The 23542-nt window shown below is 71.4% G+C and carries 29 protein-coding genes; 19 read left to right on the top strand and 10 right to left on the bottom strand.

Annotation, left to right across the window (positions count from 1 at the left end):
- The first annotated feature begins 38 nt into the window (after window positions 1-38).
- A complete protein-coding gene (locus AB0F15_RS03125; RefSeq protein WP_360264292.1) occupies window positions 39-2057 on the top strand; it encodes a protein meaA in 2019 nt (672 codons plus the stop codon).
- Here AB0F15_RS03125 and AB0F15_RS03120 read toward each other — a convergent pair.
- Window positions 2050-2610, bottom strand: coding sequence for a cysteine hydrolase family protein (locus AB0F15_RS03120; RefSeq protein WP_360264289.1), 561 nt, complete (start codon window positions 2608-2610; stop codon window positions 2050-2052). The genes AB0F15_RS03125 and AB0F15_RS03120 overlap by 8 nt on opposite strands.
- 71 nt (window positions 2611-2681) lie before the next feature.
- Here AB0F15_RS03120 and AB0F15_RS03115 point away from each other — a divergent pair, with 71 nt between their 5' ends.
- Window positions 2682-3668, top strand: a complete 987-nt coding sequence (locus AB0F15_RS03115; protein ID WP_360264286.1) for a helix-turn-helix domain-containing protein — start codon at window positions 2682-2684, stop codon at window positions 3666-3668.
- On the top strand, window positions 3647-4414 hold the full coding sequence (locus tag AB0F15_RS03110; protein WP_360264283.1) for an enoyl-CoA hydratase-related protein: 768 nt from the start codon (window positions 3647-3649) through the stop codon (window positions 4412-4414). The genes AB0F15_RS03115 and AB0F15_RS03110 overlap by 22 nt, the downstream gene beginning before the upstream one ends.
- A gap of 30 nt (window positions 4415-4444) precedes the next feature.
- Here the strand turns inward: AB0F15_RS03110 and AB0F15_RS03105 are convergent, their stop codons facing one another.
- Window positions 4445-4990 (bottom strand): NUDIX hydrolase, encoded by a 546-nt coding sequence (locus AB0F15_RS03105; protein ID WP_360264280.1) that lies wholly within the window; start codon window positions 4988-4990, stop codon window positions 4445-4447.
- 37 nt (window positions 4991-5027) lie between these two features.
- Here AB0F15_RS03105 and nucS point away from each other — a divergent pair, with 37 nt between their 5' ends.
- From nucS to AB0F15_RS03055, 10 genes are all read left to right on the top strand, one after another.
- Entirely contained in the window at window positions 5028-5687 is a 660-nt protein-coding gene (gene nucS, locus AB0F15_RS03100; RefSeq protein WP_360264277.1) for an endonuclease NucS, read from the top strand.
- A gap of 1 nt (window position 5688) precedes the next feature.
- Complete coding sequence (locus AB0F15_RS03095) at window positions 5689-5895, top strand: DUF1653 domain-containing protein (protein WP_360264275.1); 207 nt, start codon at window positions 5689-5691, stop codon at window positions 5893-5895.
- Between the two features lie 382 nt (window positions 5896-6277).
- Window positions 6278-7054: a hypothetical protein gene (locus tag AB0F15_RS03090; RefSeq protein WP_360264272.1), complete on the top strand. Its 777-nt coding sequence runs from the start codon at window positions 6278-6280 to the stop codon at window positions 7052-7054.
- 198 nt (window positions 7055-7252) lie between these two features.
- Window positions 7253-8950 (top strand): sodium:solute symporter family protein, encoded by a 1698-nt coding sequence (locus AB0F15_RS03085; RefSeq protein ID WP_360264269.1) that lies wholly within the window; start codon window positions 7253-7255, stop codon window positions 8948-8950.
- Between the two features lie 9 nt (window positions 8951-8959).
- Window positions 8960-9244 carry a hypothetical protein gene (locus AB0F15_RS03080; protein WP_360264266.1) on the top strand — a complete coding sequence of 95 codons (285 nt, stop codon included), beginning with the start codon at window positions 8960-8962 and terminating at the stop codon, window positions 9242-9244.
- Between the two features lie 47 nt (window positions 9245-9291).
- Window positions 9292-10290 (top strand): DUF3558 domain-containing protein, encoded by a 999-nt coding sequence (locus AB0F15_RS03075; RefSeq protein WP_360264264.1) that lies wholly within the window; start codon window positions 9292-9294, stop codon window positions 10288-10290.
- Between the two features lie 67 nt (window positions 10291-10357).
- Entirely contained in the window at window positions 10358-11359 is a 1002-nt protein-coding gene (gene dhaK / locus AB0F15_RS03070) for a dihydroxyacetone kinase subunit DhaK (protein WP_360264261.1), read from the top strand.
- Entirely contained in the window at window positions 11359-11988 is a 630-nt protein-coding gene (gene dhaL / locus AB0F15_RS03065) for a dihydroxyacetone kinase subunit DhaL (RefSeq protein ID WP_360264258.1), read from the top strand. The genes dhaK and dhaL overlap by 1 nt, the downstream gene beginning before the upstream one ends.
- The gene (dhaM, locus tag AB0F15_RS03060; RefSeq protein ID WP_360264255.1) at window positions 11985-12656 is read left to right on the top strand and encodes a dihydroxyacetone kinase phosphoryl donor subunit DhaM; all 672 of its coding nucleotides are present in this window, start codon (window positions 11985-11987) and stop codon (window positions 12654-12656) included. The genes dhaL and dhaM overlap by 4 nt, the downstream gene beginning before the upstream one ends.
- A gap of 118 nt (window positions 12657-12774) precedes the next feature.
- Window positions 12775-14541, top strand: a complete 1767-nt coding sequence (locus AB0F15_RS03055; protein ID WP_360264252.1) for a 3-hydroxybutyryl-CoA dehydrogenase — start codon at window positions 12775-12777, stop codon at window positions 14539-14541.
- Here AB0F15_RS03055 and AB0F15_RS03050 read toward each other — a convergent pair whose 3' ends face one another.
- The 4 genes from AB0F15_RS03050 to AB0F15_RS03035 form a co-directional block, all read right to left on the bottom strand.
- Window positions 14542-14718 (bottom strand): hypothetical protein, encoded by a 177-nt coding sequence (locus AB0F15_RS03050; RefSeq protein ID WP_360264249.1) that lies wholly within the window; start codon window positions 14716-14718, stop codon window positions 14542-14544.
- 227 nt (window positions 14719-14945) lie between these two features.
- Window positions 14946-15356 carry a tRNA (N6-threonylcarbamoyladenosine(37)-N6)-methyltransferase TrmO gene (gene tsaA, locus AB0F15_RS03045; RefSeq protein WP_360264246.1) on the bottom strand — a complete coding sequence of 137 codons (411 nt, stop codon included), beginning with the start codon at window positions 15354-15356 and terminating at the stop codon, window positions 14946-14948.
- On the bottom strand, window positions 15353-15781 hold the full coding sequence (locus tag AB0F15_RS03040) for a nucleoside deaminase (RefSeq protein ID WP_360264243.1): 429 nt from the start codon (window positions 15779-15781) through the stop codon (window positions 15353-15355). Before AB0F15_RS03040 ends, tsaA begins: the two co-directional genes overlap by 4 nt.
- Complete coding sequence (locus tag AB0F15_RS03035; protein ID WP_360264240.1) at window positions 15778-16623, bottom strand: LLM class flavin-dependent oxidoreductase; 846 nt, start codon at window positions 16621-16623, stop codon at window positions 15778-15780. The genes AB0F15_RS03040 and AB0F15_RS03035 overlap by 4 nt, the downstream gene beginning before the upstream one ends.
- A gap of 94 nt (window positions 16624-16717) precedes the next feature.
- Between AB0F15_RS03035 and AB0F15_RS03030 the strand changes: the two genes are divergently transcribed.
- Window positions 16718-17182 carry an Lrp/AsnC family transcriptional regulator gene (locus AB0F15_RS03030; protein ID WP_360264238.1) on the top strand — a complete coding sequence of 155 codons (465 nt, stop codon included), beginning with the start codon at window positions 16718-16720 and terminating at the stop codon, window positions 17180-17182.
- Entirely contained in the window at window positions 17166-17690 is a 525-nt protein-coding gene (locus tag AB0F15_RS03025) for an adenylate kinase (RefSeq protein ID WP_360264236.1), read from the top strand. The genes AB0F15_RS03030 and AB0F15_RS03025 overlap by 17 nt, the downstream gene beginning before the upstream one ends.
- Before the next feature lie 2 nt (window positions 17691-17692).
- On the opposite strand, the gene AB0F15_RS03020 is transcribed toward AB0F15_RS03025, so the two are convergent.
- Window positions 17693-18169: an Lrp/AsnC family transcriptional regulator gene (locus AB0F15_RS03020; RefSeq protein ID WP_360264234.1), complete on the bottom strand. Its 477-nt coding sequence runs from the start codon at window positions 18167-18169 to the stop codon at window positions 17693-17695.
- A gap of 58 nt (window positions 18170-18227) precedes the next feature.
- Between AB0F15_RS03020 and AB0F15_RS03015 the strand changes: the two genes are divergently transcribed.
- Window positions 18228-19346, top strand: coding sequence for a PLP-dependent transferase (locus AB0F15_RS03015; protein WP_360264231.1), 1119 nt, complete (start codon window positions 18228-18230; stop codon window positions 19344-19346).
- A 6-nt stretch (window positions 19347-19352) separates the two neighbouring features.
- Here AB0F15_RS03015 and AB0F15_RS03010 read toward each other — a convergent pair whose 3' ends face one another.
- Window positions 19353-19565 carry a zinc ribbon domain-containing protein gene (locus tag AB0F15_RS03010; RefSeq protein WP_360264228.1) on the bottom strand — a complete coding sequence of 71 codons (213 nt, stop codon included), beginning with the start codon at window positions 19563-19565 and terminating at the stop codon, window positions 19353-19355.
- A 45-nt stretch (window positions 19566-19610) separates the two neighbouring features.
- On the opposite strand from AB0F15_RS03010, the gene AB0F15_RS03005 reads away from it, so the two are divergent.
- Both AB0F15_RS03005 and AB0F15_RS03000 read left to right on the top strand, forming a co-directional pair.
- Window positions 19611-20735 (top strand): nucleotide pyrophosphatase/phosphodiesterase family protein, encoded by a 1125-nt coding sequence (locus tag AB0F15_RS03005; protein WP_360264226.1) that lies wholly within the window; start codon window positions 19611-19613, stop codon window positions 20733-20735.
- Window positions 20736-21048: 313 nt separating this feature from the next.
- Complete coding sequence (locus AB0F15_RS03000) at window positions 21049-21354, top strand: hypothetical protein (RefSeq protein WP_360264224.1); 306 nt, start codon at window positions 21049-21051, stop codon at window positions 21352-21354.
- 31 nt (window positions 21355-21385) lie between these two features.
- Here AB0F15_RS03000 and AB0F15_RS02995 read toward each other — a convergent pair whose 3' ends face one another.
- Window positions 21386-21925 carry a GNAT family N-acetyltransferase gene (locus AB0F15_RS02995; protein WP_360264222.1) on the bottom strand — a complete coding sequence of 180 codons (540 nt, stop codon included), beginning with the start codon at window positions 21923-21925 and terminating at the stop codon, window positions 21386-21388.
- On the opposite strand from AB0F15_RS02995, the gene AB0F15_RS02990 reads away from it, so the two are divergent.
- Window positions 21924-22691: an alpha/beta hydrolase gene (locus AB0F15_RS02990; RefSeq protein WP_360264219.1), complete on the top strand. Its 768-nt coding sequence runs from the start codon at window positions 21924-21926 to the stop codon at window positions 22689-22691. The genes AB0F15_RS02995 and AB0F15_RS02990 overlap by 2 nt on opposite strands.
- Here AB0F15_RS02990 and AB0F15_RS02985 read toward each other — a convergent pair.
- Window positions 22673-23494, bottom strand: a complete 822-nt coding sequence (locus AB0F15_RS02985) for a phosphotransferase (RefSeq protein WP_360264217.1) — start codon at window positions 23492-23494, stop codon at window positions 22673-22675. The genes AB0F15_RS02990 and AB0F15_RS02985 overlap by 19 nt on opposite strands.
- Between the last annotated feature and the right edge of the window lie 48 nt (window positions 23495-23542).

The following is a 23542-nucleotide window of genomic DNA, read 5'->3' as shown; positions in this document are numbered from 1 at the left end:
TCCCCCGGTCCGGGAACATCCACCGCCGGAGGTGTCCAGTGCCGTATCCAACGGACCGCGAGCGAGACCGACCGTGGGTGATGCGGACCTACGCGGGACACTCCTCGGCCGCCGCGTCGAACGACCTCTACCGGCGCAACCTCGCGAAGGGGCAGACCGGCCTCTCGGTGGCGTTCGACCTGCCCACCCAGACCGGCTACGACCCGGACCACCAGCTCGCCCGCGGTGAGGTCGGCAAGGTCGGCGTGCCGGTGTCGCACCTGGGCGACATGCGGCGGCTCTTCGACGGCATCCCGCTCGCCGAGGCGAACACGTCCATGACCATCAACGCGCCGGCCATGTGGCTGCTCGCGCTGTACGTTTCCGTGGCGCGTGAGCAGGCCGAGGCCGAGGGCCGGGACGTCGACGAGGTGCTCGCGAAGCTCGCCGGCACCACGCAGAACGACATCATCAAGGAGTACCTGTCCCGCGGGACCTACATCTTCCCGCCGGGGCCGAGCCTGCGGCTGATCACCGACGTCATCGCGTGGACCGTGCACCACGTGCCGAAGTGGAACCCGATCAACATCTGCAGCTACCACCTGCAGGAAGCCGGCGCGACGCCGACGCAGGAAGTCGCGTACGCGCTGTGTACCGCGATCGCCGTGCTCGACGCGGTCCGCGACTCGGGGCAGGTCGAACCGGCCGACATGGCGAAGGTCGTCGCGCGGATCTCCTTCTTCGTCAACGCCGGCGTCCGGTTCGTCGAGGAGATGTCCAAGATGCGCGCGTTCACCGCGCTCTGGGACGAACTCACGCGGGACCGGTACGGCGTCACGGATCCCAAGGCGCGGCGGCTGCGCTACGGCGTGCAGGTCAACTCGCTCGGGCTGACCGAAGCCCAGCCGGAGAACAACGTCCAGCGGATCGTGCTGGAGATGCTCGCGGTGTCGCTTTCCCGCGGCGCCCGCGCCCGCGCGATCCAGCTGCCCGCGTGGAACGAAGCCCTCGGCCTGCCTCGCCCGTGGGACCAGCAGTGGGCGCTGCGGATGCAGCAGGTGCTCGCGTTCGAGACCGATCTGCTGGAGTACGAGGACATCTTCGACGGCTCGCACGTCATCCAGGCCAAGGTCGACGAGATCATGGCCGGCGCCCGTGAGGAGATCGCCCGCGTGCAGGACCTCGGTGGCGCGGTCGCCGCGGTCGAGAGCGGCTACATGAAGTCGCAGCTGGTCGCGTCACTGGCCGAGTACCGCCGCGAGATGGAAAACGGCGAACGGGTCCTGGTCGGGGTCAACAAGTTCGGGACGACCGAGCCGTCGCCGCTGCAGGCGGAGGGCGCGAAGGCGATCGAAACGATCGACCCCGCCGTGGAGAAGGCCGCCGTCACCGCCATCGAGGAGTGGCGCACCCAGCGCGACAACGCCGCCGTCGAGCGGTCGCTGGCCACGCTGAAGGACCGCGCGCGGACCACGGAAAACCTCTTCGAGGCCACTGTGGACTGTGCGCGGGCCGGCGTGACCACCGGCGAGTGGGCCGGCGCGCTGCGCGACGTGTTCGGCGAATACCGGGCACCCACCGGGGTTTCCGCTTCCGCGGTCGCCGGCACCGGCGATCCCGAGCTGGAGCGCGTGCGCGCCCGGGTCCGGGAAACCGAGGCGGAGCTGGGCGAGCGGCTGCGGATCCTCGTCGGCAAGCCGGGCCTCGACGGGCATTCCAACGGCGCCGAGCAGGTCGCCGTCCGGGCGCGCGACGTCGGCTTCGAGGTCATCTACCAGGGCATCCGGCTGACGCCCGAGCAGATCGTCGCGGCCGCGGTGCAGGAAGGCGTGCACGTCGTCGGGCTTTCGGTGCTGTCCGGCTCGCACCTCGAGGTGGTCCCGCACGTCGTCGACGGCCTGCGTGCCGCGGGTGCGGGCGACGTGCCGGTGATCGTCGGCGGCATCATCCCGCCGGACGATGCCGCGCTGCTCACCGAGCGCGGTATCGCCCGCGTGTTCACACCCAAGGACTACGAGCTCACCGGGATCATGGACGGCATCGTCAGCCTGATCCGGGAGCGGCACGACCTCAGCTGAGCCCGGCGAGAACGTCCTTTGTGGACTGCACGGTGGCGAAGCCGCCGCCGTGCAGGTTCGTCGCCGTCGCGCGGTACAGCTCGTCGGCGGCGAGCACGCTGCCGTCGGGGCCTTCGAGGTCGAACGTGAAGGTCGCGTCGAGGGCGAAGGTCACGTCGTAGCCGAGATTTCCGCCCATCCGCGCGGTGGTCTCGCAGCAGAAGTTCGTCTGGATCCCGGCGAGCACGAAGCTCGTGATGCCGCGCTTGCGCAGCCACGCGTCGAGGTCGACGTCGCCGATGAACGCCGAGTTGACCTTCTTGCCGAAGACGAGGTCCGGCCGCGCGCCGTCGAGTTCGGGCTTGAAGTCGTTGCCCGGCTGTCCCGGCCGCAGCGGCGAGCCGGGCTTCGGTGAGTCGTGGTGCACGAGCACCACCGGGAGCCGCCGTTCCTGCCACGCGTCGAGCAGTGCCTTCATGTTCGCTTCGGCGCCCGGGTTGTTGCGCGGACCCCAGAATTCCGCTTCGTCGAACCCGCGCTGGACGTCGATCAGGATGAGTGCTGTTTCGGTCATGCCGTCGAGTTTCGCCGTTGCTTGCAGCGCACGGGAGTGGCAGAAGACGCGCGATGCGGTACTTTCCTGCCATGCGCACGATCGGCGTCCTCCTGCTGCCCGGCACCCGGCTGTTCGACCTCGCGGTGCTCGGCGAGGTCTGGGGCCAGGACCGGACCGACAGCGGGATCGGCCCGTTCACGCTGCGGCTGTGCAGCCCGGGCCGGGTGCGCACGCCCGTGTCGCCGTTCGGTGACGTCGCGGCCACGCACGGGCTCGCCGGGCTCGACGGCTGCGACCTGGTGCTCGCGCCGGGCCGCGACGACCCGCTGGCGACGGTGCCGCCGGCCGCCCTCACCGCGCTGCGCCGGGCGCACCGGGCCGGGACGACCGTCGCCGGGTTGTGCTCCGGCGCGTTCACCCTGGCCGCCGCGGGCCTGCTCGACGGCCGCCCGGCGACCACGCACTGGCGCGACCTGGACGCGCTCGCCCTCGTCGCGCCGCGGGCGGACCTGCAGCGTGACGTGCTCTACACCGACGACGGCGGTGTGCTGACGTCCGCCGGTGTCGTCGGCGGCCTCGACCTCTGCCTGTACCTGGTCCGGCGCGACCACGGCGCGGACGTCGCCGCCACGCTCGCGCGCCGGCTCGTGATGCCGCCGGCCCGCGAGGGTGGGCAGCGGCAGTACGTCGACACCCCGCTGCCGCCGTCGTCGGCCCAGCCCGGCATGGCGTCCACGATGGACTGGGCGCTGGCGCGCCTCGGCTCCGGGATCGGCGTCGAGGACCTCGTCGGGCACGCGCGGATGAGCGAACGGACGTTCCACCGGGAGTTCGCGGCGGCCACCGGCGTGACGCCGGGCCGCTGGCTGCGCGTGCAGCGCGTCCGGCTCGCGCAACGGCTCCTGGAAACGACGCAGCTGCCGGTCGAGCGGGTCGCCGAGCGGTCCGGGCTGGGCACGGCGGCGAACCTGCGTCGCCGGATGCACGCCGAGGCCGGCGTCGGGCCGGACAGTTACCGGCGCACTTTCCGATCCGGAGGGGCTACGGTCGGGGAATGCACGAGCACCTCCGCCTGAACCGCGACGGCGACACCGTCACGATCACCATGAACCGGCCGGCGCGGCGCAACTCGCTGTCCGCCGACCACCTCGCCGAGCTGCTCGCCGCGTTCCGCGAGGCCGGGAAGTCCGACGCGACCGGCGTCGTGCTGGCCGGCGAGGGACCGGTGTTCTCCGCGGGCCACGACTTCGGCGACGTGGCCGCACGCGACCTGATGGACGTGCGCGAGCTGCTCACGCTGTGCACGGACCTGATGAAGACGATGCAGTCGATCCCGCAGGTGGTCATCGCGCGGGTGCACGGGCTGGCCACCGCGGCGGGCTGTCAGCTCGTGGCCTCGTGCGACCTGGCCGTGGCCGCCGAGTCGGCGGCCTTCGCGCTGCCGGGCGGCAAGGGCGGCTGGTTCTGCCACACCCCGGCGGTCCCGGTGGCGCGCTCCATCGGCCGCAAGCGGCTGATGGAGCTGGCGCTGACGGGCGACGTCGTCGACGCGGCGACGGCGCTCGACTGGGGCCTGGTCAACCGGGTGGTGCCCGACGACCAGCTCGACGACGCCGTCGGGGACCTGCTGTCGCGGGCGACGCGCGGCAGCCGCGCCAGCAAGGCGATGGGCAAGCGGACGCTCTACGCCCAGCTCGACCGGCCCGAGGCCGACGCGTACGCGATCGCACTGGAGGTCATGGCCGCGACGTCCCAGCTGCCCGGCGCCCGCGAAGGCATGGCGGCGTTCCTGGAGAAGCGCAGGCCCTCCTGGCACGACTGACCGCTCGCGTCCCCGGAGATCCGGGGCGGTTCAACCCCGGTACCGCTCGGTCAGCAGGAGCTGCGCCCACGCGGCGATCGACTGCGCGTCGGTCATGTCGCCCGCGAGGATCATCTTCTCGACGTCCGCGCGCGCGAACCACGCACTGCGCATGTCCTGCTCCTCGTGCTCGCGCTCCGGCTCGCCTTCGGTGATGTCCGTGGCGAGGAACACCCAACCGCGCTGGCTGCTCATGCCGGCCGCGACGTCGAGCCGGCCGAGGGGGACCATCGAGCCGGCCCGCAACCCGGTCTCCTCGCGCAGTTCCCGCACGGCGAGCTCCGCGGGTGGCACGTCGGCCAGATCGGGTGCGGTGCCCTGCGGGAACTCCCAGCGTCGCTCGCCGAGCGGGTAGCGGAACTGCTCGACCAGCCGGAACCGGTCGCCGTCCTGGGCGATGACCAGCGCGTACGCCGGTTTGTCGATCACGCCGTAGATGCCGGCCGAGCCGTCGGAACGGCGGATCTCGTCCTCCCGCACCGTCATCCAGTTGTTCCGGTACACCTCGCGGGACGCGACACGCTGAATGGGGTCCACGCACCCAGTATCACCGACCCTGTCCTACCCTCCTCGGGTGCGTCTCGTGATCGCGCGGTGCCAGGTCGACTACGCCGGCCGGCTGACCGCCCACCTGCCGATGGCCACCCGCCTGTTGCTCGTCAAGTCCGACGGCTCGGTGTCGGTGCACTCCGACGACCGTGCGTACAAGCCGTTGAACTGGATGAGCCCGCCGTGCTGGCTCATCGAAGACGGCAAACTCTGGATCGTAGAAAACAAGCAGGGCGAGAAGCTGGTGATCTCGATCGAGGAGATCTTCCACGACTACTCCCAGGCGCTGGGCGCGGAACCGGGCCTGCAGAAGGACGGTGTCGAAGCGCACCTCCAGGAACTGCTGGCCGAGCACATCAAGACCCTCGGCGACGGCTACACGCTGGTCCGCCGCGAATTCCCGACGGCAATCGGCCCGGTCGACATCATGGCCCGCGACGCGGACGGCCGCTCGGTGGCGGTCGAGATCAAGCGCCGCGGCGAAATCGACGGTGTCGAGCAGCTCACCCGCTACCTGGAGCTGCTCAACCGCGATCCGCTCCTGGCCCCGGTGCAGGGCGTGTTCGCGGCCCAGATCATCAAGCCGCAGGCCCGCACGCTGGCCGAAGACCGCGGCATCCGCTGCCTCACCCTCGACTACGACGAACTCCGCGGCATCGAGTCCGACGAGTTCCGGCTGTTCTGACGTGGAACCGGGCCGGTACGTCCACTACAAGGGCGGCGAATACGAGGTGCTCGGCGTGGCCCGGCACAGCGAAACCGAAGAGGAACTCGTGGTGTACCGCGCTCTCTACGGGGAGCGCGGGCTGTGGGTGCGGCCGAAGGCGATGTTCGCCGGGACGGTCGAGACGCCCGCCGGCCGGGTCCCGCTCTTCCGGCGGGCGGCGGACTGACCGCGGGTCGTTGAAAAATTGACCCCCGGCTGCCCGAAGGGGCGGTCTCGGCGCCGAGACCGAATCGATGCCGAAATCGACGTATCTGATTCGTTGATTGTCGCTCCGCCAGGAAATCGTTAACCCGTTAGCCGTCCGCGCAGTGAGCAGTTACTTTTTCATCGCTATTCCTGCGCTGTTCGGGTGAGTTCGGGATCCTATTCGCCGTTGTCGTGCGACACTCGATTCGAGGGGTTCCGCCGGTGCGTCCGGCGTGGCCGGAGGGTGGTGCGCTCGGCCGTCTTTCTTCGTCGTGCCAACGTTTCAGTCCGCCTTCGAGCTCGGCGTGCGCATGTCATCCGGTCGGCGCGCGCGCATTTTCGCCTGCACGGAGGAGGAAGTCATGCGTTATCGCCCACTCGGTTCCGATCCGGTCGACCCGCGCCTGGGCCGGTTCATTCCGGACGACTGGCGGCACGTGGAAAGGTATCCGCTCGGCGCGCTGGCCGACAAGGACCGGCCCACCCGCTCGCCGGTCGTGATCGGCGTCAACTGGTACTCGGCGTTCGACACGCCGGAACAGGACGAGAAGTCCGGCGAGTTCTTCATCGCGAAGGCCGGCGTCAAGAAACTCGGCCACATCCGCGGCGGCCACTGCGTGTGCCTCGAGCCGGGTGGCACCCCGGACACCGACGCCTGGTACGCGTTCTACGACCAGGGCCACGAAGGCGCCTGTGTCGGCTTCGGCTGGTCGCGGTGCATGTCGATCTTCAACGGCAGCGAGTACACGGCCCGCTGGCTCTGGGACTCGGCCAAGAAGCGCGACGAGTGGCCCGAGACCAACCCCGGTGACGAGAACGGCACGTCGGTCCGGGCCGCGGCCGAGGTGCTCAAGGACACCGGGCACGTCCTGTGGGACGAGTCCTACGAGGGCGACGACTGGCACGCCCGCGAGAAGTACACCGCCGAGACCAAGCAGGGCATCAAGGCGTTCCGCTGGGCGAAGACGGTCGACGACGTGCACTCCGTGCTCGCCAATCCGCGCGCCGACGCGCTCGGCGCCGTGCCGTTGCTCAATTCCTGGGGTCCGGGATTCCCGCACCGGACCTACCTGCCCGACGCGGTGCTCGCCAAGCTGATCGAGGAGGACGGCGAGATCGCGGTGCCGACCGACCGGTGATTCCCAGCCGCTCCCGCGGCGCGTGACGAGGGCGCGTTTCCCCAGGTGATGACCGGGGGAGACGCGCCCTCCGGCCATTGTGGACCGGTCAGCGTGCCGACCCTGAATCCATGCAGTACTGTCGCGATCCGACAGGGCGCTGGTGATTCCTGTCGGATATTGTCCCGCTGGAAAAGGTCACTGCCGGAGGTGGGTCGGGTGCTCGTCCTAGCCGATGCGAACCTGCGACTCGACGCGAGTGCGATCGACTACATCGAGTTGGCGTTCTATTTCGTGCTCGTGCTCGGCATCGGGTACCTGGCGCGACGGCAGGTGTCGAGCAGCCTCGACTTCTTCCTGTCCGGCCGTTCGCTGCCGGCCTGGGTCACCGGGCTCGCGTTCATCTCGGCGAACCTCGGCGCGGTCGAGGTCATGGGCATGTCGGCCAACGGCGCCCAGTACGGCCTGCCGACCGTGCACTACTTCTGGATCGGCGCCATCCCGGCGATGCTGTTCCTCGGCATCGTGATGATGCCCTTCTACTACGGCTCCAAGGTCCGCAGCGTCCCCGAGTTCATGCGGCGGCGCTTCGGCAAGCCGGCCCACCTCGTCAACGGCGTCAGCTTCGCCGCCGCTCAGATCCTGATCGCGGGCGCGAACCTGTTCCTGCTGGCCAGCGTGGTGAACCTGCTGCTGGGCTGGCCGCTGTGGGTGTCGATCATCGTCGCCGCCGCGATCGTGCTCTCCTACACCGCGCTCGGCGGCCTCTCCGCCGCCATCTACAACGAGGTCCTGCAGTTCTTCGTCATCGTCATCGCGCTGGTCCCGCTGACGATCATCGGCCTGGTCAAGGTCGGCGGCTGGCAGGGCCTGGTCGACAAGGTGACCAACAGCCCGGGCGGCACCGCGCAGCTGCACTCGTGGCCCGGTGACAACCTGACCGGCTTCGGCAACAGCGTGCTTTCGGTGCTGGGCATCGTCTTCGGCCTCGGGTTCGTGCTCTCCTTCGGCTATTGGACGACGAACTTCGTCGAGGTCCAGCGCGCGATGGCGTCGAAGAGCATGTCGGCCGCGCGGCGTACCCCGATCATCGGCGCGTTCCCGAAGATGTTCGTCCCGTTCATCGTGATCATCCCCGGCATGATCGCCGCGGTCTCCGTGTCCGAGTACGTCAAGGACAAGCAGGTGCTGCTCGACGGCGGCAAGGCCGAAAGCGGCGTCACCTTCAACAACGCGCTCCTGCTGCTGATGCGCGACCTGCTGCCGAACGGCATGCTCGGCATCGCCATCGCCGGTCTGCTCGCGTCCTTCATGGCCGGCATGGCCGCGAACCTGAGCTCGTTCAACACGGTCTTCACGTACGACATCTGGCAGACGTACGTGAAGAAGGACAAGCCGGACCACTACTACCTCAACCTGGGCCGCATCGTGACGTCGGCGGGCACGATCCTCGCGATCGGCACGGCGTTCATCGCGTCGAACTCCGGCAACATCCTGAACTACCTGCAGGACCTGTTCTCCTTCTTCAACGCGCCACTGTTCGCGACCTTCATCCTGGGCATGTTCTGGAAGCGGATGACCCCGCACGCCGGCTGGAGCGGCCTGGTGCTCGGCACGGCGTCCGCCATCACGATCTGGGGGCTGTCGCAGGCCGGGGTGATCGGCCTGAAGGGCCAGGGCACCAGCTTCGTGGCCGCCGGCGTCGCGTTCGTGGTGGACATCGTGGTGAGCGTCGTCGTCTCGCTGGCGACCAAGCCGAAGCCGGACGAGGAACTGGTGGGCCTCGTCTACTCGCTGACGCCGAAGGAAACCCGCCGGCACGACGACACCGGCGAGAACGCGGGCTGGTACCGCAGGCCGGGCCTACTCGCCGGCATCGTGCTCGTCCTCACCATCGCCCTGAACGCCATCTTCTAGGAGGTCGGAATGGCTACCGAGTCGCAGCCGCGCGCGCACAAGGCAGGCGCGTTCGACATCCGGCTGATCATCGCCCTGCTGATCGGCGTCTACGGCGTCATCCTCACCGTCATGGGCATCGGCTTCACCTCCGACGAGGACATCGCGAAGGCCGCCGGGGTGAACATCAACCTGTGGGCCGGGATCGGCATGCTGGTGGTTTCCGCGTTGTTCGTCACCTGGGCCGTGGTCCGCCCCCTCGTCGTGCCGGCCGAGCCCGAGAGCGACGACACCCCGGCCGTCGCGGGCGAATAGCCGGGTTGTCCGGACAGCGGCGCACGGGTGCAGCTACCGTGCTCCGCGTGTTCTCAGACGTTCGGCACCGCCGGCTCCCGAAGCTGTTCCTGCTGGTCACCGCCCTGGCGCTGCCGCTGACGGCGTGCGGGCCGGACCTCGGCAAGTCCAACTTCGCCCGGACGACGGTGCCCGCGGCGGCCGGCGCCGGCCAGGTCGCCGACGGCCCGATCACCGACCCCGCCGTGGCGGCGGCCGTGCTCCGCACGATCCAGCCCTGCCAGTTCCTGACGAAGGACGCACTGGGCGCGCTGGGCCTCGGCACGGTCGAAGACGACCCGTCGCCGTCGTCGATCGCCTTCGACACCTGCAGGAACAAGGTGAAGGACCCCGGCGGCAAGGAGATCCGGCTCGAGCTCGAGATCGGCAGCACTCTGCTGCCTCGGGCCGACAAGACGACCGGGCAGGCCGGCGGGCTGCCCGTGCGCGTGGAGAAGACCGGCGACACCGACTGCACGGTGGCGGCGATGACGGCGCTCAACCCGGACCTGGCGCTCGCGGTCTCGGTCACCTACGCCGGCGACCCCTGCCGTCCCGGGCAGACGCTGGTCGAGGCCGTCGTCCAGAAGGTGCACGATTCGCCGGAGAAGTACTCGACGCCCTCGGGCACCGTGCTGACCGCCGATCCCTGCGCGATGGCGGACACCGCGGTGGTCACTTCCGTCGTGCCGTCGGCGAAGCCCACGCCCTCGGGCCTGCACTCCTGCGAGTGGAAGGACCGGGCCGGGGGCCCCGGGGTGACGGTCGGGTTCCTGCCGGGCCTGCCCCCGCTCGTCGGCGACGGTTACTCCAAGGTGGACCTCGGCAACGGGGTGACCGGGTTCCGGAAGCAGCAGACCGGGGATTCCGCCCGGTGCAAGGTCCAGTGGCAGCACCGGCCGTGGCAGGGCGACGACGTCGAACTGGCCCAGGTGGACTACCAGGGCGACACCGACGGCGGCGGTGACCCGTGCGGCCAGGCGGTGACCGTGGCGAAGAACGTCGTCACCAAGCTCCCGAAAGCCTGACCTGGCGGTGGGCCGCGCGGAGAGGTAGGAAGGGGGCACCCACCCGCCGATGCCGCCGGAGGCTGCCGTGAAGAAGATCATCAACGATCCGGCGAACGTGGTCGCCGAGTCGCTGCGGGGGCTCGCCGCCGCGCACGCCGACATCCTCCGCGTCCAGTACGACCCGGACGTCGTGGTGCGTGGCGACGCGCCGGTCGCGGGCAAGGTCGCCGTCATCTCCGGCGGCGGGTCCGGGCACGAGCCGCTGCACGGCGGCTTCGTCGGCCAAGGCATGCTCGCCGCCGCCGTGCCCGGTGCGGTGTTCACCTCGCCGACGCCGGACGCGGTGCAGGCCGCGGTCACCGCGACCACCGGCGACGCGGGCGCGCTGCTCATCGTCAAGAACTACACCGGTGACGTGCTGAACTTCGAGACGGCCGCCGAGCTGGCCGCCGCCGAGGGCCTCGAGGTGCGCAGCGTGGTGATCGACGACGACGTCGCGGTCAAGGACTCGACGTACACCGCGGGCCGGCGCGGCGTGGGCGGCACGGTGCTGCTGGAGAAGATCACCGGCGCCGCCGCCGAGCGCGGTGATTCGCTCGACGCCGTGACCGCGCTGGCGCAGAAGGTGATCGGCCAGGTCCGGTCGATCGGCGTCGCGCTCACCGCGCCGACCGTGCCGCACGCCGGCACCCCCAGCTTCGACCTCGAGGAGAACGAGATCGAATTCGGTATCGGCATCCACGGCGAGCCCGGCCGCGAACGGATCCCGGCCGAGCCGGCCGACGCGCTGGTGGAGCGGATGGTCGAGGCGGTCGTTTCGGACCTGCCGTTCGCTTCGGGCGACCGGGTGCTGCTGTTCACCAACTCGATGGGCGGCACCCCGCTCGTCGAGCTCTACCTGGCCCACGGCATCGCCGAGCGGCTGCTGGCCGACCGTGGGATCGTGGTCGAGCGCCGGCTGGTCGGCCCGTACACCACCAGCCTCGAGATGCAGGGGATGAGTCTGACGTTGCTCAAACTGGACGACGAGCTGACCGAGCTGTGGGACGCCCCGGTCAACACCGCCGCGCTGCGGTGGGGGCTCTGATGGCCTGCAAGGCCGAGGGGGTCGCGGCGGCCGTGCGCGCTGCCGCGGCGGTGATCGCCGAGCACCGTGCGGAACTGATCGAGCTCGACCGCGCGATCGGTGACGGCGACCACGGCGAGAACATGAACCGCGGCTTCACGGCCGTCGTGGCGGCGCTCGATTCCGCTGTTCCGGACACCCCCGGCGGGGTACTCAAGCTCGTCGCGACGACGTTGATTTCCAAGGTCGGCGGCGCCGCGGGCCCGCTGTACGGCACGGCTTTCCTGCGTGCGTCGGCCAAGCTCGGCACGGCCGCCGACCTCGACGTCCCGGCGCTGCTGGACGCGCTGCGCGCCGGCCTCGAAGGCGTCCAGGCCCGCGGCAAGGCCGTGGGCGGCGACGCGACCATGGTCGACGCCCTGATCCCCGCGGTGTCGGCCGCGGAGAAGGCGGCCGAGGACGGCGGTGACGTCGCCGCGGTGCTGACCGCGGCGGCCGACGCGGCCGACCGCGGCGCGGAGTCCACAGTGGACCTGGTGCCGCGGAAGGGCCGGGCGTCCTACCTCGGCGAGCGCGCCGTCGGGCACCTGGATCCCGGCGCCTGCTCCTCGGCGCTGCTGCTGCGGGCGTTCGCGGAGGCGGCCCGGTGAGCGTGGGAATCGTGCTCGTGTCGCACAGTGCGAAGCTCGCCGAAGGCCTGGCCGAGCTGGCCGCCCAGATGGCACCGGACGTCACCATCCTGCCTGCCGGCGGCCTCTCCGACGGCTCGATCGGCACGGACTACGACGAGGTCGTCGCGGCCACCCAGCGCGCCGACTCCGGCGACGGCGTCGTGCTGCTCTACGACCTGGGCAGTGCGCAGATGACGGCCGAGCTCGCCGTCGAATCGCTGGCCGACCCCTCGGCCGCGGTCGTCGCGGACGGCCCGCTGGTGGAGGGCGCGATCGCGGCGGCGGTCGCGGCGCAGGCCGGCCGGGACCGCCGGGCGGTGGCGGAGGCCGCCGCGGCGGCCGGGCTCCCCGAGGACCTGGCGCCCGCCGAGGCCACGGCCGACGGCGCCGAAATCGAGCTGGAGCTGCACAACGAGGTCGGGTTGCACGCCCGGCCGGCCGGGTTGCTGGTGCGCACGCTGAGCGGCGTCGATGCCGAGGTCACCGTGCGGCTCGGCGAGCAGGAGGCCGACGGTCACAGCGTGCTGGCCCTGATGTCGCTCGGCGCGCGCCAGGGCGACCGCCTCCGCGTGCGGGCGAGCGGGCCGCAGGCCGAAGCCGCGCTGGCCAAGGTCAAGGAGCTGGTGGACGGCAATTTCGGCGAGTGAAGCCGGGAGCTCGGCCGGGTGACTTGAGCGGTACTGACTCGATTCCGTCTGGGCTTCCGGCGGTCCCGTGTGGGAGAGTCGGGGCAATTACCAGCGAGTAACATCTCTGGAGGCCTCGATGGCGCGGGACATCTCGACGGTCGGTGTGGTCGGCCTGGGCACCATGGGGGCCGGTATCGCCGAAGTGCTCGCGCGCAGCGGGCTCGACGTCGTCACGGTCGAGCTCGACGAGGCGGGGATCGCCCGTGGTCGCGGGCACCTCGAGCACTCCACCGAACGGGCGCTCTCCGGCGGCAAGCTGGACGGGCCCGGGCGCGAGGCACTGCTGGGCCGGATCCGGTACGGCACGTCGCTGTCGGATCTGTCCGAAGTGGACTTGGTGATCGAGGCGATCCCGGAGAGCCTCGAGCTGAAGGCCGAAGTCTTCGCCGAGCTCGACAAGATCACCCGGCCCGAGGTGGTCTTCGCGTCGAACACGTCGTCGCTCTCGATCACCGAGATCAGCGTGCACACGGCGCGTCCCGGCAAGGTCGTCGGCCTGCACTTCTTCAACCCGGCGCCGGTGCAGAAGCTCGTCGAGATCGTCAAGACCGTGGTGACCGAGCCGGACGTGGTCGCCGAAGCGGTCGAGTTCGCCGAGCGGCTCGGCAAGGTGCCGGTGGTGATCGGCGACCGGGCCGGGTTCATCGCCAACGCGCTGCTGTTCGGCTACCTCAACCACGCGGTGCGGATGTACGAGCAGCGGTACGCCACGCGCGAGGACCTCGACGCCGCGATGCGCTTCGGCTGCGGCTACCCGATGGGCCCGCTCGCGCTGCTCGACCTGATCGGGCTGGACACCGCGAACGAAATCCTCGACACGATGTACCACCAGTCCCGCAACCGCCTGCACGCACCGGCGCCGCTGCTCAAGCAGATGATCACGGCGGGCCTGCTGGGCCGCAAGACCGGCCGGGGCTTCTACACCTACGACGCCCCGGACTCGCCCACCGTGGTCTCCGCCGATGTGGTGTCCACGGTGGACGGTGTCCCGCCGCGCCCGGTGGCGCGGGTCGGCGTGGTCGGCACCGGGACGATGGCGACCGGTATCGCGGAGGTGTTCGCCAAACGCGGCCTCGACGTCGTGCTGCGGGCCCGGAGCCTGGAAAAGGCGCAGGCGTCGGTGGCTCGCGTCAAGAAATCACTCGACAAGGCCGTGGTCAAGGGCAAACTGTCCGAAGAGGACGCTGCTTCGGCACTGGCCCGGATCACTCCGGTGACCGACTTCGAGGCACTGGCCGACGTCGACCTGGTCGTCGAGGCGGTGGCCGAGGAGCTCTCGGTGAAGCAGGCGGTGTTCGCGGCGCTGGACGAGGTGGTCCGCCCAGGCGCGGTCCTGGCGACGACGACGTCTTCGTTGCCGGTGATCGAGTGCGCGGCAGCGACGTCCCGGCCGTCCGACGTGATCGGCCTCCACTTCTTCAACCCGGCGCCGGTGATGAAGCTGGTCGAAGTGGTGTCGACGATCTCGACCGCACCGGACGTGGTCGCGACGGCGAGCGCGGTCTGCGCGGCGGTGGGCAAGCACGCGGTGCACTGCGGTGACCGCGCGGGTTTCATCGTCAACGCGTTGCTGTTCCCGTACCTGAACGACGCGGTGAAGATGCTGGAAGCCCACTACGCGGCCGCGGACGACATCGACACGGCCATGAAGGTCGGCTGCGGCCTGCCGATGGGCCCGTTCGAGCTGCTGGACGTCGTCGGCCTCGACGTTTCCCTGGCCATCCAGCGGACGCTGTACAACGAGTTCCGCGAAGAAGGCTTCGCGCCGGCGCCGCTGCTGGAGCACCTCGTGACCGCGGGCCGGCTGGGCCGGAAGACCGGGAAGGGCTTCAAGGACTACTGATCAGCTGCCCAGGCTCAACGCGACTTTCCCGGTTCGCGCGTCCTCGGGCTGCACCATGATCCGGCCCCGGTGGGACACCTCGACGAGGGAGAACTTTTCGCCCGCGGGGACGCCTGCGCCGTCCGCGCTCGGCGAGCCGGAGTGGGCCAGGTCCAGGCCGACCCACAGGGCACCCACCAAAGCCGCACCTGCCACACCCGCGAAGAGCAGATGCCACGGGCTGGTCCTGGTGCGCACCGGTGGTGGGGTCTGCGGTGGCGGCCACGGACCCCGGCTGGATGGGCTCGAACGCGTTGGTCATCGCGGCTCCTCCGTTCGGCGCTCGGCATTGCTCCGATCGCCCGGATGAGGTCGGCTGGGCGACGGCGGCTGTTACCCCGGTGCCCCGATCGTGATCAGCCGGCTCAACGCCCAGCCACCTCGCCGAGGACCGGTTTCACGTCGAGCACCGGGGTGCCGTCGATCGCTTCCAAGCCGGTCACCGTGATCGAGCCGCTCTCCGCGGCCGTCACCGTGACCGTGTGGAGGCCGATCGGGTTCGGGCGGTCCGGGGAGCGGGTCGAGAACACCCCGGTGGCCGGCCGGTCCGGGTCGCCGCGCGGGTGCACGGTTTGGACAGCGCGGTCGGCTGCGTGCAGCCAGGTCAGCAGCACCAGGCGATCTCCCGGCCGGAGATCGGCGGCCGCGGCGTGGAACTCCGGGGCGAACACCACGCGAGCCGGCGGCGCGCCCTCGTCGCCCTGCTTCGGGGCGGTGGCCAGGTCGGTCAGGGCCGACTCCACCCGGGCCACCGGCCGCACGGGGAAGCTCGTCACCGGTAATAGCCCTCGACCGGGACGCGGGCCTCGTCGAACAGGGCCGGGCCGTCCAGCTGGTACCCGCCCCACGTGACCGGCGGGCGGAGGGTGAGGAACTGCTCGGTCGACAGTGCGTACACGACCCGTCCCAAGCCGGACCGCTCGATCGCGCCGGTGCACATCCCGCACGGCTGCGTGCTGGTGAACATCGTCGTGGCCGCCGCGGTTTCCGGGGCCAGGTGCTGGGCTGCCCAGCGGGCCAGCTTCAGCTCCGGGTGCGCCGTGATGTCGTTGTCGGTCAGCGAGGTGTTGCGGTCTTCGGCCAGGATCTTCCCGTCGGCGTCGGCCAGCAGGGAGCCGAACGGCGGGTTGCCGTGGTCCTCGCGCGCCTCGCGGGCGAGCTCGATCGCCCGCCGCAGCAGGGTTTCTTCGGTTTCCTTCACCGGTTCTCCTTCTCCTTCCACAGTGCGGCCACGGCCGCGAGGTCCCGCCACGCCACTTCCGGGCGCAGCGTTTCGGCCGGGTCCGCGTCGAACGGGTCGAGCACGACGGTGTCCGCACCCAGCGCCTGCAACTGCGCCAGATCGTCCAGGACCTGGTCGAGCGTGCCTTCTCCGGCGCGCCGGTCGGGGTCGAACACCGGAGCGGCGGTGACCCGCAGCAGGATCCGCGGCGCGAAGGCGGGCACCGGCCGGTCGTCGGCCAGCGTTTCCAGCCGTGCCAGCCCTTCCCGGAACCCGGCCATCGTCAGCCGCAGCGGGTGCCACGCGTCGCCGAGCTCCAGCGCGCGGCGCAGCCCGGCGTCACTGTGCCCACCGAGCCACAGCGGAATCGGACCCGCGCGGTAGTCGTCGTGCCCGGCCCACGCGGCGCGGATCGTCCGCAGGTACTCGCTGGTGAGCTTGCCGCGCTGCTCGAACGGCACGCCCAGAGCAGCGAACTCCTGCTTCGCCCAGCCGATGCCGGCGCCGAGCACGAGCCGGCCCCCGCTGAGCGCGTCGAGGTTCGCCGCCATCCGCGCGACCAGCAGGGGATGCCGGTACGGCACCACCAGCACGGTGGTGCCCAGCCGCACCCGCTGCGTGACTCCGGCCAGCCACGACAGCGTCGTGAACGGCTCGTAGAACGGTGCCGGGTACTGCCCGGCGACGTCCGGCGTGATGGCGACGTGGTCGGACACCATCAGCAGGTCGTAGCCGAGGCCTTCCACCGTCTGCGCCCAGGCGCGCAGGACTCCCGGGTCCGTGCCGGGCCCGAAGTTGGGGACGTTGACGCCGATCTTCACGCCGAAAAGGCTATCGACGCCCCAGCCCCGATCGGAAGGGAACGATCACGGCGTTCGGCCCCTTCGGCCGTGGATCCCACGGTATCTTCGGCCTATGGCCGAGAGTCTCGACCCGACGGACTGGGCCATCCTGGCCGAGCTCCAGCGCGACGCCCGGCTGCCGCTCACCGAGCTGGGCCGCCGGGTGAACCTCAGCGCGTCCGCGGCGACCGAACGGCTCCGGCGGCTCGAGGCGGCCGGCGTCCTCACCGGCTACCGCGCGGAGATCGACCTCGGCAAGGTCGGCTACCCGGTGCTCGCCGTGGTCCGGCTCAAGTACCCCGGCAGCCGGCACGAGCCGTTGCACAAGCTGCTCGCTGAGCGTTCTGAGATCCTCGAATGCCTGCGCACCACCGGCGACGACTGCTACACGCTCAAGATCGCCGCGGCGTCCATGGCCCACCTGGAGCGCACGGTCGACGAGCTGGCCCAGTTCGGCAGCACGACCACGAACCTCGTCTACAGCCAGACCCTGCCCTACCGCGGACCGCGGGAGCCCGCCCGTGACCTCGATCCCTGACCGCATCGTCGTCTACGGCGTGACCGGCTCGGGCAAGTCGACGCTCGCGGCCCGGATCGCCGAGCGGACCGGCCTGCCCTACCACTCCGGGGACGACCTCTCCTGGGAGCCGGGCTGGGTCCAGGTCCCCGACGAGGAGCAGCGCCGCCGCATCGCCGAGGTGTGCGCGGGGGAGCGCTGGGTCCTCGACGCCGCCTACGGCAAGTGGCGGGACATCGTGCTGGCCCGCACCCAGCTCGTGGTCGGCCTCGACTACCCGCGCTGGCTTTCGTTGAGCCGCCTGGTGCGCCGGACGGTCGTCCGGGCCGTGACCCGCAAGCGGATCTGCAACGGCAACGTCGAGTCCGTCCGCCAGATCTTCTCCGCGGACTCGATCATCCGCTGGCACTTCGCGTCGTTCGCGAAAAAGCGGGCGCGCATCCGCGCCTGGGCCGCCGACCCGGCCGGCCCCGCCGTCGTCCGGCTGACGTCCCCGCGCGAGACGCGCCGCTGGCTCGACACCCTCTGAGGTCAGGCGCCCGGGGGCAGCAGCGGGCCGCCGTTCCAGTGCTGGAACACCAGGTTGGTGTGGACGCGGGCGACCTCGTCACGGGCCGTCAGCTCGTCGAGGACCAGGCGCTGGAGCTCCCCGGCGGAGCTGGTCGCGACGTGCGCGAGGAAGTCGTCCGGCCCGGTCAGGTGGTAGACCGCGCGCACCTCCGGCAGCGAGAGGAGGTGCTCGATGAACGGATCGACCAGCGGCCGCCGGTGCGGGCGGACCTGGACGAACAGGAACGCCTCCAGCGGCCGGCCCAGCTTGGCCGCGTCGACCGACGCGTGCTGACCGGTGATGATGCCGGTGTCCCGCAGCCGGGCGACGCGGTCCAGGCACGTCGACGGCGCGATGCCGACCGCGGCCGCCAGGTCCTTGTTGGTGATCCGGGCGTCGTTCTGCAGTAGCCGCAGAATCTCGAGGTCCACCGGACTCAGTTCGACAGAAGCGGACATTGCCGAATCATATCCGAGACCATTGCTCTTGGTCCGGGGAAAGCTCGACCATGCTGCCATGACCTCCTCGCTGCGCACGCGAGCCGTCCACGCCGGCCGTGACGATCTCACGGACCTCGGCGTGCACGCCGCTCCGCTCGACCTGTCCACGACCTACCCGTCCCGCGACAGTGCCGCCGAAGCCGCCCGGATCGACGCCTTCACCGCGGGCGCCGAGCTCGACGGCCCGCCGATCTACGGCCGGGTCGGCAACCCGACCGTCGAGCGGTTCGAGCGTGCGCTCGCCGAGCTCGAAGGCTTCGACCACGGCGTCGCGTTCGCCAGCGGCATGGCCGCCGTCTCGGCTTGCCTGCTTTCCGCGGTGGCGCAAGGGAAACGGCACGTCGTCGCGGTGCGCCCGCTGTACGGCTGCAGCGACCACCTGCTCGAGTCCGGACTGCTCGGCACCGAAGTCACCTGGGCCGCGCCCGATGCCGTCGCCGCCGCGCTCCGGCCGGACACCGGGCTGGTGTTCGTGGAGACCCCGGCGAACCCGACCCTGGCCGAGACCGACATCGCCGAGCTGTCGGCCGCCTGCGGGGACGTGCCGCTGGCGGTGGACAACACGTTCGCCACTCCGGTCCTGCAACGACCCGGCCGCCACGGTGCCCGGATGGTGCTGCACAGCGCGACGAAGTTCCTCGGCGGCCACGGCGACGTGATGGGCGGGATCGTCGCCTGCGACGCTTCGGAAGCTGCGAGGCTGCGGCAGATCCGGTTCGCCACCGGCGGCGTGCTGCACCCGCTCGCCGGATATCTGCTGCTGCGCGGGCTTTCCACGCTGCCGTTGCGGGTCAACGCCGCGTCCGCGACCGCGGCGACGCTGGCCGCACGCCTCGGTGAGCACCCGGCCGTGACCGCCGTCCACTACCCGCGGATCGGTGGGCCGCTGGTCGCGTTCGAGGTCGACGGCGACCCGCACGCGCTGATCGGCGCCGTCCGGCTGATCACGCCGGCCGTCAGCCTGGGCAGCGTCGACACGCTGATCCAGCACCCCGGTTCGATCAGCCACCGGATCGTCGATGCCGGCGACCGGCACCACGCCGGCGTCTCCGACCAGCTGATCCGGCTCTCCGCCGGGCTCGAGGACGTCGAGGACCTGTGGGCCGATCTGGACCAGGCGCTGAAGGCGCTCTGAGCCCGGTCAGCCGCAGCAGCCGCCACCGCAGCAGCCGCCACCACCACCGGCCGGGGCCGCGGGACCACCCGCGGCCCCGGTGAGGGCAACGGTGGTGAGCAGCTTGACGGTGTCGGCGTGGCCCTCCGGGCAGGCCGCCGGCGCACCGGATTCGCTCATCGGGCGCAGGAGCTCGAACGTCTCGGTGCACTCGCGGCAGCGGTAGGCGTAGGTCGGCATGCCGAGATTATCGCCGGACACCGCCGTGGATGGGAAGCTGGGCGCGTGCAGCCGCCTTCGCTCGCCGACGTCCCGCACCTCGGCCAGGTCGTCCCGTCCCTGCTCGCTGCGCTCGGGGTACCCGGCTGCGCGAACACGCTGGCGTTGCCGGAGGCGCGCAGTGCCGCCGTGCTGCTCGTCGACGGGCTCGGCGCGGAGCTGCTCGCCGAGCACGCCGCGGACGCCCCGGTGCTGACCGAGCTCGCCCGCGAGCCGCTGCGCGTCGGGTTTCCGTCGACGACGGCGGCCGGCGTCGCCGCCATCGGCACCGGGCTCGCGTCGGGTGAGCACGGCATGGTCGGCTACACCTTCGAAATGCCGGGCACGGGCGTGCTCAACGCGTTGCGCTGGTGCAGCCACGAGGACGGCAGCGACCTCCGCGGTGCGCTCCCGCCCCGCGAGGTGCAGCCGCTGCCGACGACGTTCGAGCGTGCCGCTGCCGCGGGGATCGACGCGGCGGTGGTTTCGGCCGCCAAGTTCGCCGACACGGCACTGACCCGGGCCACCCAGAGCGGGGCGTGCTACGCCGGGGTCCACGCCCTGGGCGACCTGGCCGCGCGGACGTTGTCGGTGCTCGACGGGCGGGCGTTCTGCTACGCCTACCACAGCGAACTCGACCTGCTCGGGCACGTCTACGGCCCCGGTTCGGCCGCCTGGCGGATGCAGCTGCGGCAGATCGACCGGCTCGTCGAGTCCCTTGTGGAGGGTCTGCCGCCCGGCGCGCTGCTCGCGGTGGTGGCCGACCACGGGATGGTGACCGTCGACGACCAGCTCGACCTCGAAGACGTCCCGGAACTGCTGGCGGGTGTCCGGACGTTCGGTGGCGAGGTCCGGGCCCGGCACGTCTACACCGAACCGGGCGCGGCCGCGGACGTCCTCGCGGCCTGGCGGGAGGTGCTGGGCGAGCGGGCGTGGGTGCGCTCGCGCGAGGAGGCCGTCGCCGACGGCTGGTTCGGGCACACGGTCAGCGACCGGGTGCTGCCCCGCATCGGCGACGTCGTCGCCGCGGCCCGGGACCGGTTCGGGATGGTGCGGGGACTCGCGGAAGCCGTCGAGACGTCGCTGATCGGGCAACACGGCTCGCTCACCACCGCCGAGCAGCTGGTGCCGCTGGCGCTCGCCCAGGGCTGACCCGCCCCCGGCCGGCCGGCTCACGCGCACGTGCGCCGGTCGGACCTTTCGCGTCGCCGGTGCCGACCTGTCCACCGGGCTGACGGGGGTGCCGGAGATCGCCGCGCGGACGCTCGACGGGCCGTTCCCGCTGTGGCATGTCGGGTGCTCGGCGGCGAGGACTCCGCCGGACCGGGCGGCCTGAGCCCCGACGGGCCATCACCCGTGATGGGAGACGGATCTCGCGTGATCAGCGACGGAACTCGCGTGATTGGGGGCGGATCTCGCGTAGGTGGTGGGGGAGGGGGTGGTGCGTGGCAGCTACCGTTTTGGGGTGCCACGACGCAACCGTCCCGGCCGCCGCGCGGACGGCGGGCCGCCCGAGCGTGAGCTCGGGGCGGCCACCGGGTGGGCGCGGGCCGAGAGCGGGACCGATGGTGACTGGCTCGTGCGGACCGTGCCCGGGAGCCAGGCCACCAAGGTCTACCGCTGCCCCGGCTGCGACCACGAGATCCGGCCGGGCACGCCGCACCTCGTCGTCTGGCCCGCCGACGAGACCGGCTCGATCGCCGACCGGCGGCACTGGCACCGGGCCTGCTGGGAAGCGCGGGCCCGGCGACGGCCGCACCGCCGCGGGTGATTCGCTCTGGAGTTGTCAAACACCGCCCGGCTCAGCGCCGGTAGTGCCGCGACATCGCGCCGTCGTACATCTCCTCCGTGTACTCGGTGAAGCCGAGCCGCTCGGCCACCCGCAACGACGGCTTGTTCGCGATGCTCACGCTCGCCAGCACCGGCACCGACGGCAGCTCGCGGGCACACCACTCAAGGACCGCCAGCCCCGCCTCGACCGCGTAGCCCTTGCCCCACGCGGACGGCCGGAACCGGTAACCGAGGTTCAGCACCTTCTCGCCGTGGAACTCCCGCAGCCGCACGCCGCACATGCCGATCACCTCGGTACCGCCGCGTTCGAGCACCGCGGGGTAGCCGAAGCCGTGCTCGGCCCAGTGCGCCAGCCACTCCGAGAACATCGCCGACGCGCGCGGAACGCCGGGCGGGTCGGGGTGGAAGCGGTTGGTCCGGGGATCGGTGTGGATGTCGACCATCGCCTGCCGGTCGGCCTCCTGGGGCCGACGCAGCAGCAGCCGGTCGGTTTCGATGTCGGTGAACACATCGGCGAAGCTAGCGAGGGGGTCCGACAAAATGATGCGCATGACCGAACTGCCACTGGTCCTCCTGCACGCCTTTCCCCTGGATTCCCGCATGTGGAACGCGGTGCGCGAGCCCCTCGCTTCACACCTTCGGGTGATCACACCGGATCAGCGTGGACTCGGCCGCTCGCCGCTGCCGGAGTCCTCGCGCGAACCGAGCCTCGAAGACGCCGCGCGCGACGTCGTCGCCCTGCTCGACCGGCTGGACCTCGACCGGGTCGTGCTCGGTGGCTGTTCGATGGGCGGCTACCTCGCGATGGCCGTGCTGCGGCTCGCGCCGGAGCGGATCGGCGGCCTGGTGCTGATCGACACCAAGGCGACGCCCGACACGCCCGAGGCCGCGCAGACGCGGCTCGACGTCGCGGCCCGCGTCGAGGAGGAAGGCACCAAGACCTGGCTGGCCGAGGCCACCCTGCCCACCCTGCTGGCCGCGTCGACGCGTGAGCGGCGTCCCGAGCTCGTCAAAACGGTCCGGGAGATCATCGAGTCCCAGCCGCCCGCCGGGATCTCCTGGACGGCGCTGGCGCTGCGCACCCGGCCCGATTCCCTCGACCTGCTGCGGGATTGCGGCGTCCCGGCGCTGGTCGTCGTCGGGGAAGAAGACCCGATCACCCCGGTGGCGGCGGCGAGCGCGATGGCCGGGGCCATGGCAGGCGCGACGCTCGTGGTGCTGCCGGACGCCGGTCACCTGACCCCGCTCGAAGACCCCGCCGGCGTGGTCGAGGCGATCCTGTCCTGGTACCCGGCGACTCACGAGAGCGAGAAGTAGGCGGCGAGCGCGGAGCGGGCTTCGGGAAGCCGGTGCGGGAACCGCTGAGCGAGGACCAAGCGCCATGCGACGGCGAAGAGTTCTCGCAGCTGCGTATACGCGCGGAGGGCGTCGTCGGGCACTGAACCGGGGTAGGCGGCCAGGTACTCCGGGCCGCCCTGCCGCGCCAGGACGCCGAGGTCCCAGGCGAGCGGCCCGCGCCAGGTGTCCTCGAAGTCCAGCCAGCAGGGCCCGGCCGCCGTCGCGATCAGGTTGCCGGGGTGCGCGTCGCCGTGCAGCGGCTGGACGGCGACGTCCGGCAGGGCGGCTTCGATCCGGGCGGCTTCCGGACGCAGGCGGGGATCGAGGTCGTGCCGGTCGAACAGCCGCCCGAGCTCGTCCAGCGGCCCGCGGCGCGGCAGTTCGCCCGGGTACTCGCGCAGGGCCGCGTGCACCTCGGCGAGGGAGCGCGCGACGACGTCCGGTGCGTACCGGTGGTCCGGATCGTGCGGGGTGTGGTGCCACAGCGTGACCGGCAGCCCGTCCGCGAAATGCGGTCCCGCCGGGGGATCGGTCGTCGGTGAGACGACGAGCACACCACGGTCCGTGAGGAACCGGGAGAGCTCGACGTCCCGCGTCAGCCAGGGCGCCGGTTCCGGGCGGAGCAGCCGGGTCGTCGCGGGCACCCTGGCGACCAGCGGACCCAGCCTCACCAGCACGTTCGACCGCTCGTGGAGCACATCGGGATCGTGGGCGGGCAGGCCGAGCCGGGCAGTGACGGCGAGGGCCGCGCGCACCGCCGCCAGGGTGTAGTCGTCGGCCACGGCCCGATCTTGCCAGCCGGTGCGCGCGACTGTCGGTAGCGAGGGCTA

The sequence above is a fragment of the Amycolatopsis sp. NPDC026612 genome (assembly GCF_040638285.1).
Lineage (GTDB): Bacteria > Actinomycetota > Actinomycetes > Mycobacteriales > Pseudonocardiaceae > Amycolatopsis.
Note: the sequence above shows the minus strand (reverse complement) of the source record. Positions and strands in the feature narration are given on the sequence as shown.

Bases quoted from the DNA above. Each gene is read 5' to 3' on its own strand.
- AB0F15_RS03120 (WP_360264289.1), bottom strand. From the start codon at position 2,610: ATGACCGAAACAGCACTCATCCTGATCGACGTCCAGCGCGGGTTCGAC.
- AB0F15_RS03115 (WP_360264286.1), top strand. From the start codon at position 2,682: ATGCGCACGATCGGCGTCCTCCTGCTGCCCGGCACCCGGCTGTTCGAC.
- AB0F15_RS03110 (WP_360264283.1), top strand. From the start codon at position 3,647: ATGCACGAGCACCTCCGCCTGAACCGCGACGGCGACACCGTCACGATC.
- AB0F15_RS03090 (WP_360264272.1), top strand. From the start codon at position 6,278: ATGCGTTATCGCCCACTCGGTTCCGATCCGGTCGACCCGCGCCTGGGC.
- AB0F15_RS03080 (WP_360264266.1), top strand. From the start codon at position 8,960: ATGGCTACCGAGTCGCAGCCGCGCGCGCACAAGGCAGGCGCGTTCGAC.
- dhaL (WP_360264258.1), top strand. From the start codon at position 11,359: ATGGCCTGCAAGGCCGAGGGGGTCGCGGCGGCCGTGCGCGCTGCCGCG.
- AB0F15_RS03055 (WP_360264252.1), top strand. From the start codon at position 12,775: ATGGCGCGGGACATCTCGACGGTCGGTGTGGTCGGCCTGGGCACCATG.
- AB0F15_RS03030 (WP_360264238.1), top strand. From the start codon at position 16,718: ATGGCCGAGAGTCTCGACCCGACGGACTGGGCCATCCTGGCCGAGCTC.
- AB0F15_RS03020 (WP_360264234.1), bottom strand. From the start codon at position 18,169: ATGTCCGCTTCTGTCGAACTGAGTCCGGTGGACCTCGAGATTCTGCGG.
- AB0F15_RS03015 (WP_360264231.1), top strand. From the start codon at position 18,228: ATGACCTCCTCGCTGCGCACGCGAGCCGTCCACGCCGGCCGTGACGAT.
- AB0F15_RS03010 (WP_360264228.1), bottom strand. From the start codon at position 19,565: ATGCCGACCTACGCCTACCGCTGCCGCGAGTGCACCGAGACGTTCGAG.
- AB0F15_RS02990 (WP_360264219.1), top strand. From the start codon at position 21,924: ATGACCGAACTGCCACTGGTCCTCCTGCACGCCTTTCCCCTGGATTCC.
- AB0F15_RS02995 (WP_360264222.1), bottom strand. From the start codon at position 21,925: ATGCGCATCATTTTGTCGGACCCCCTCGCTAGCTTCGCCGATGTGTTC.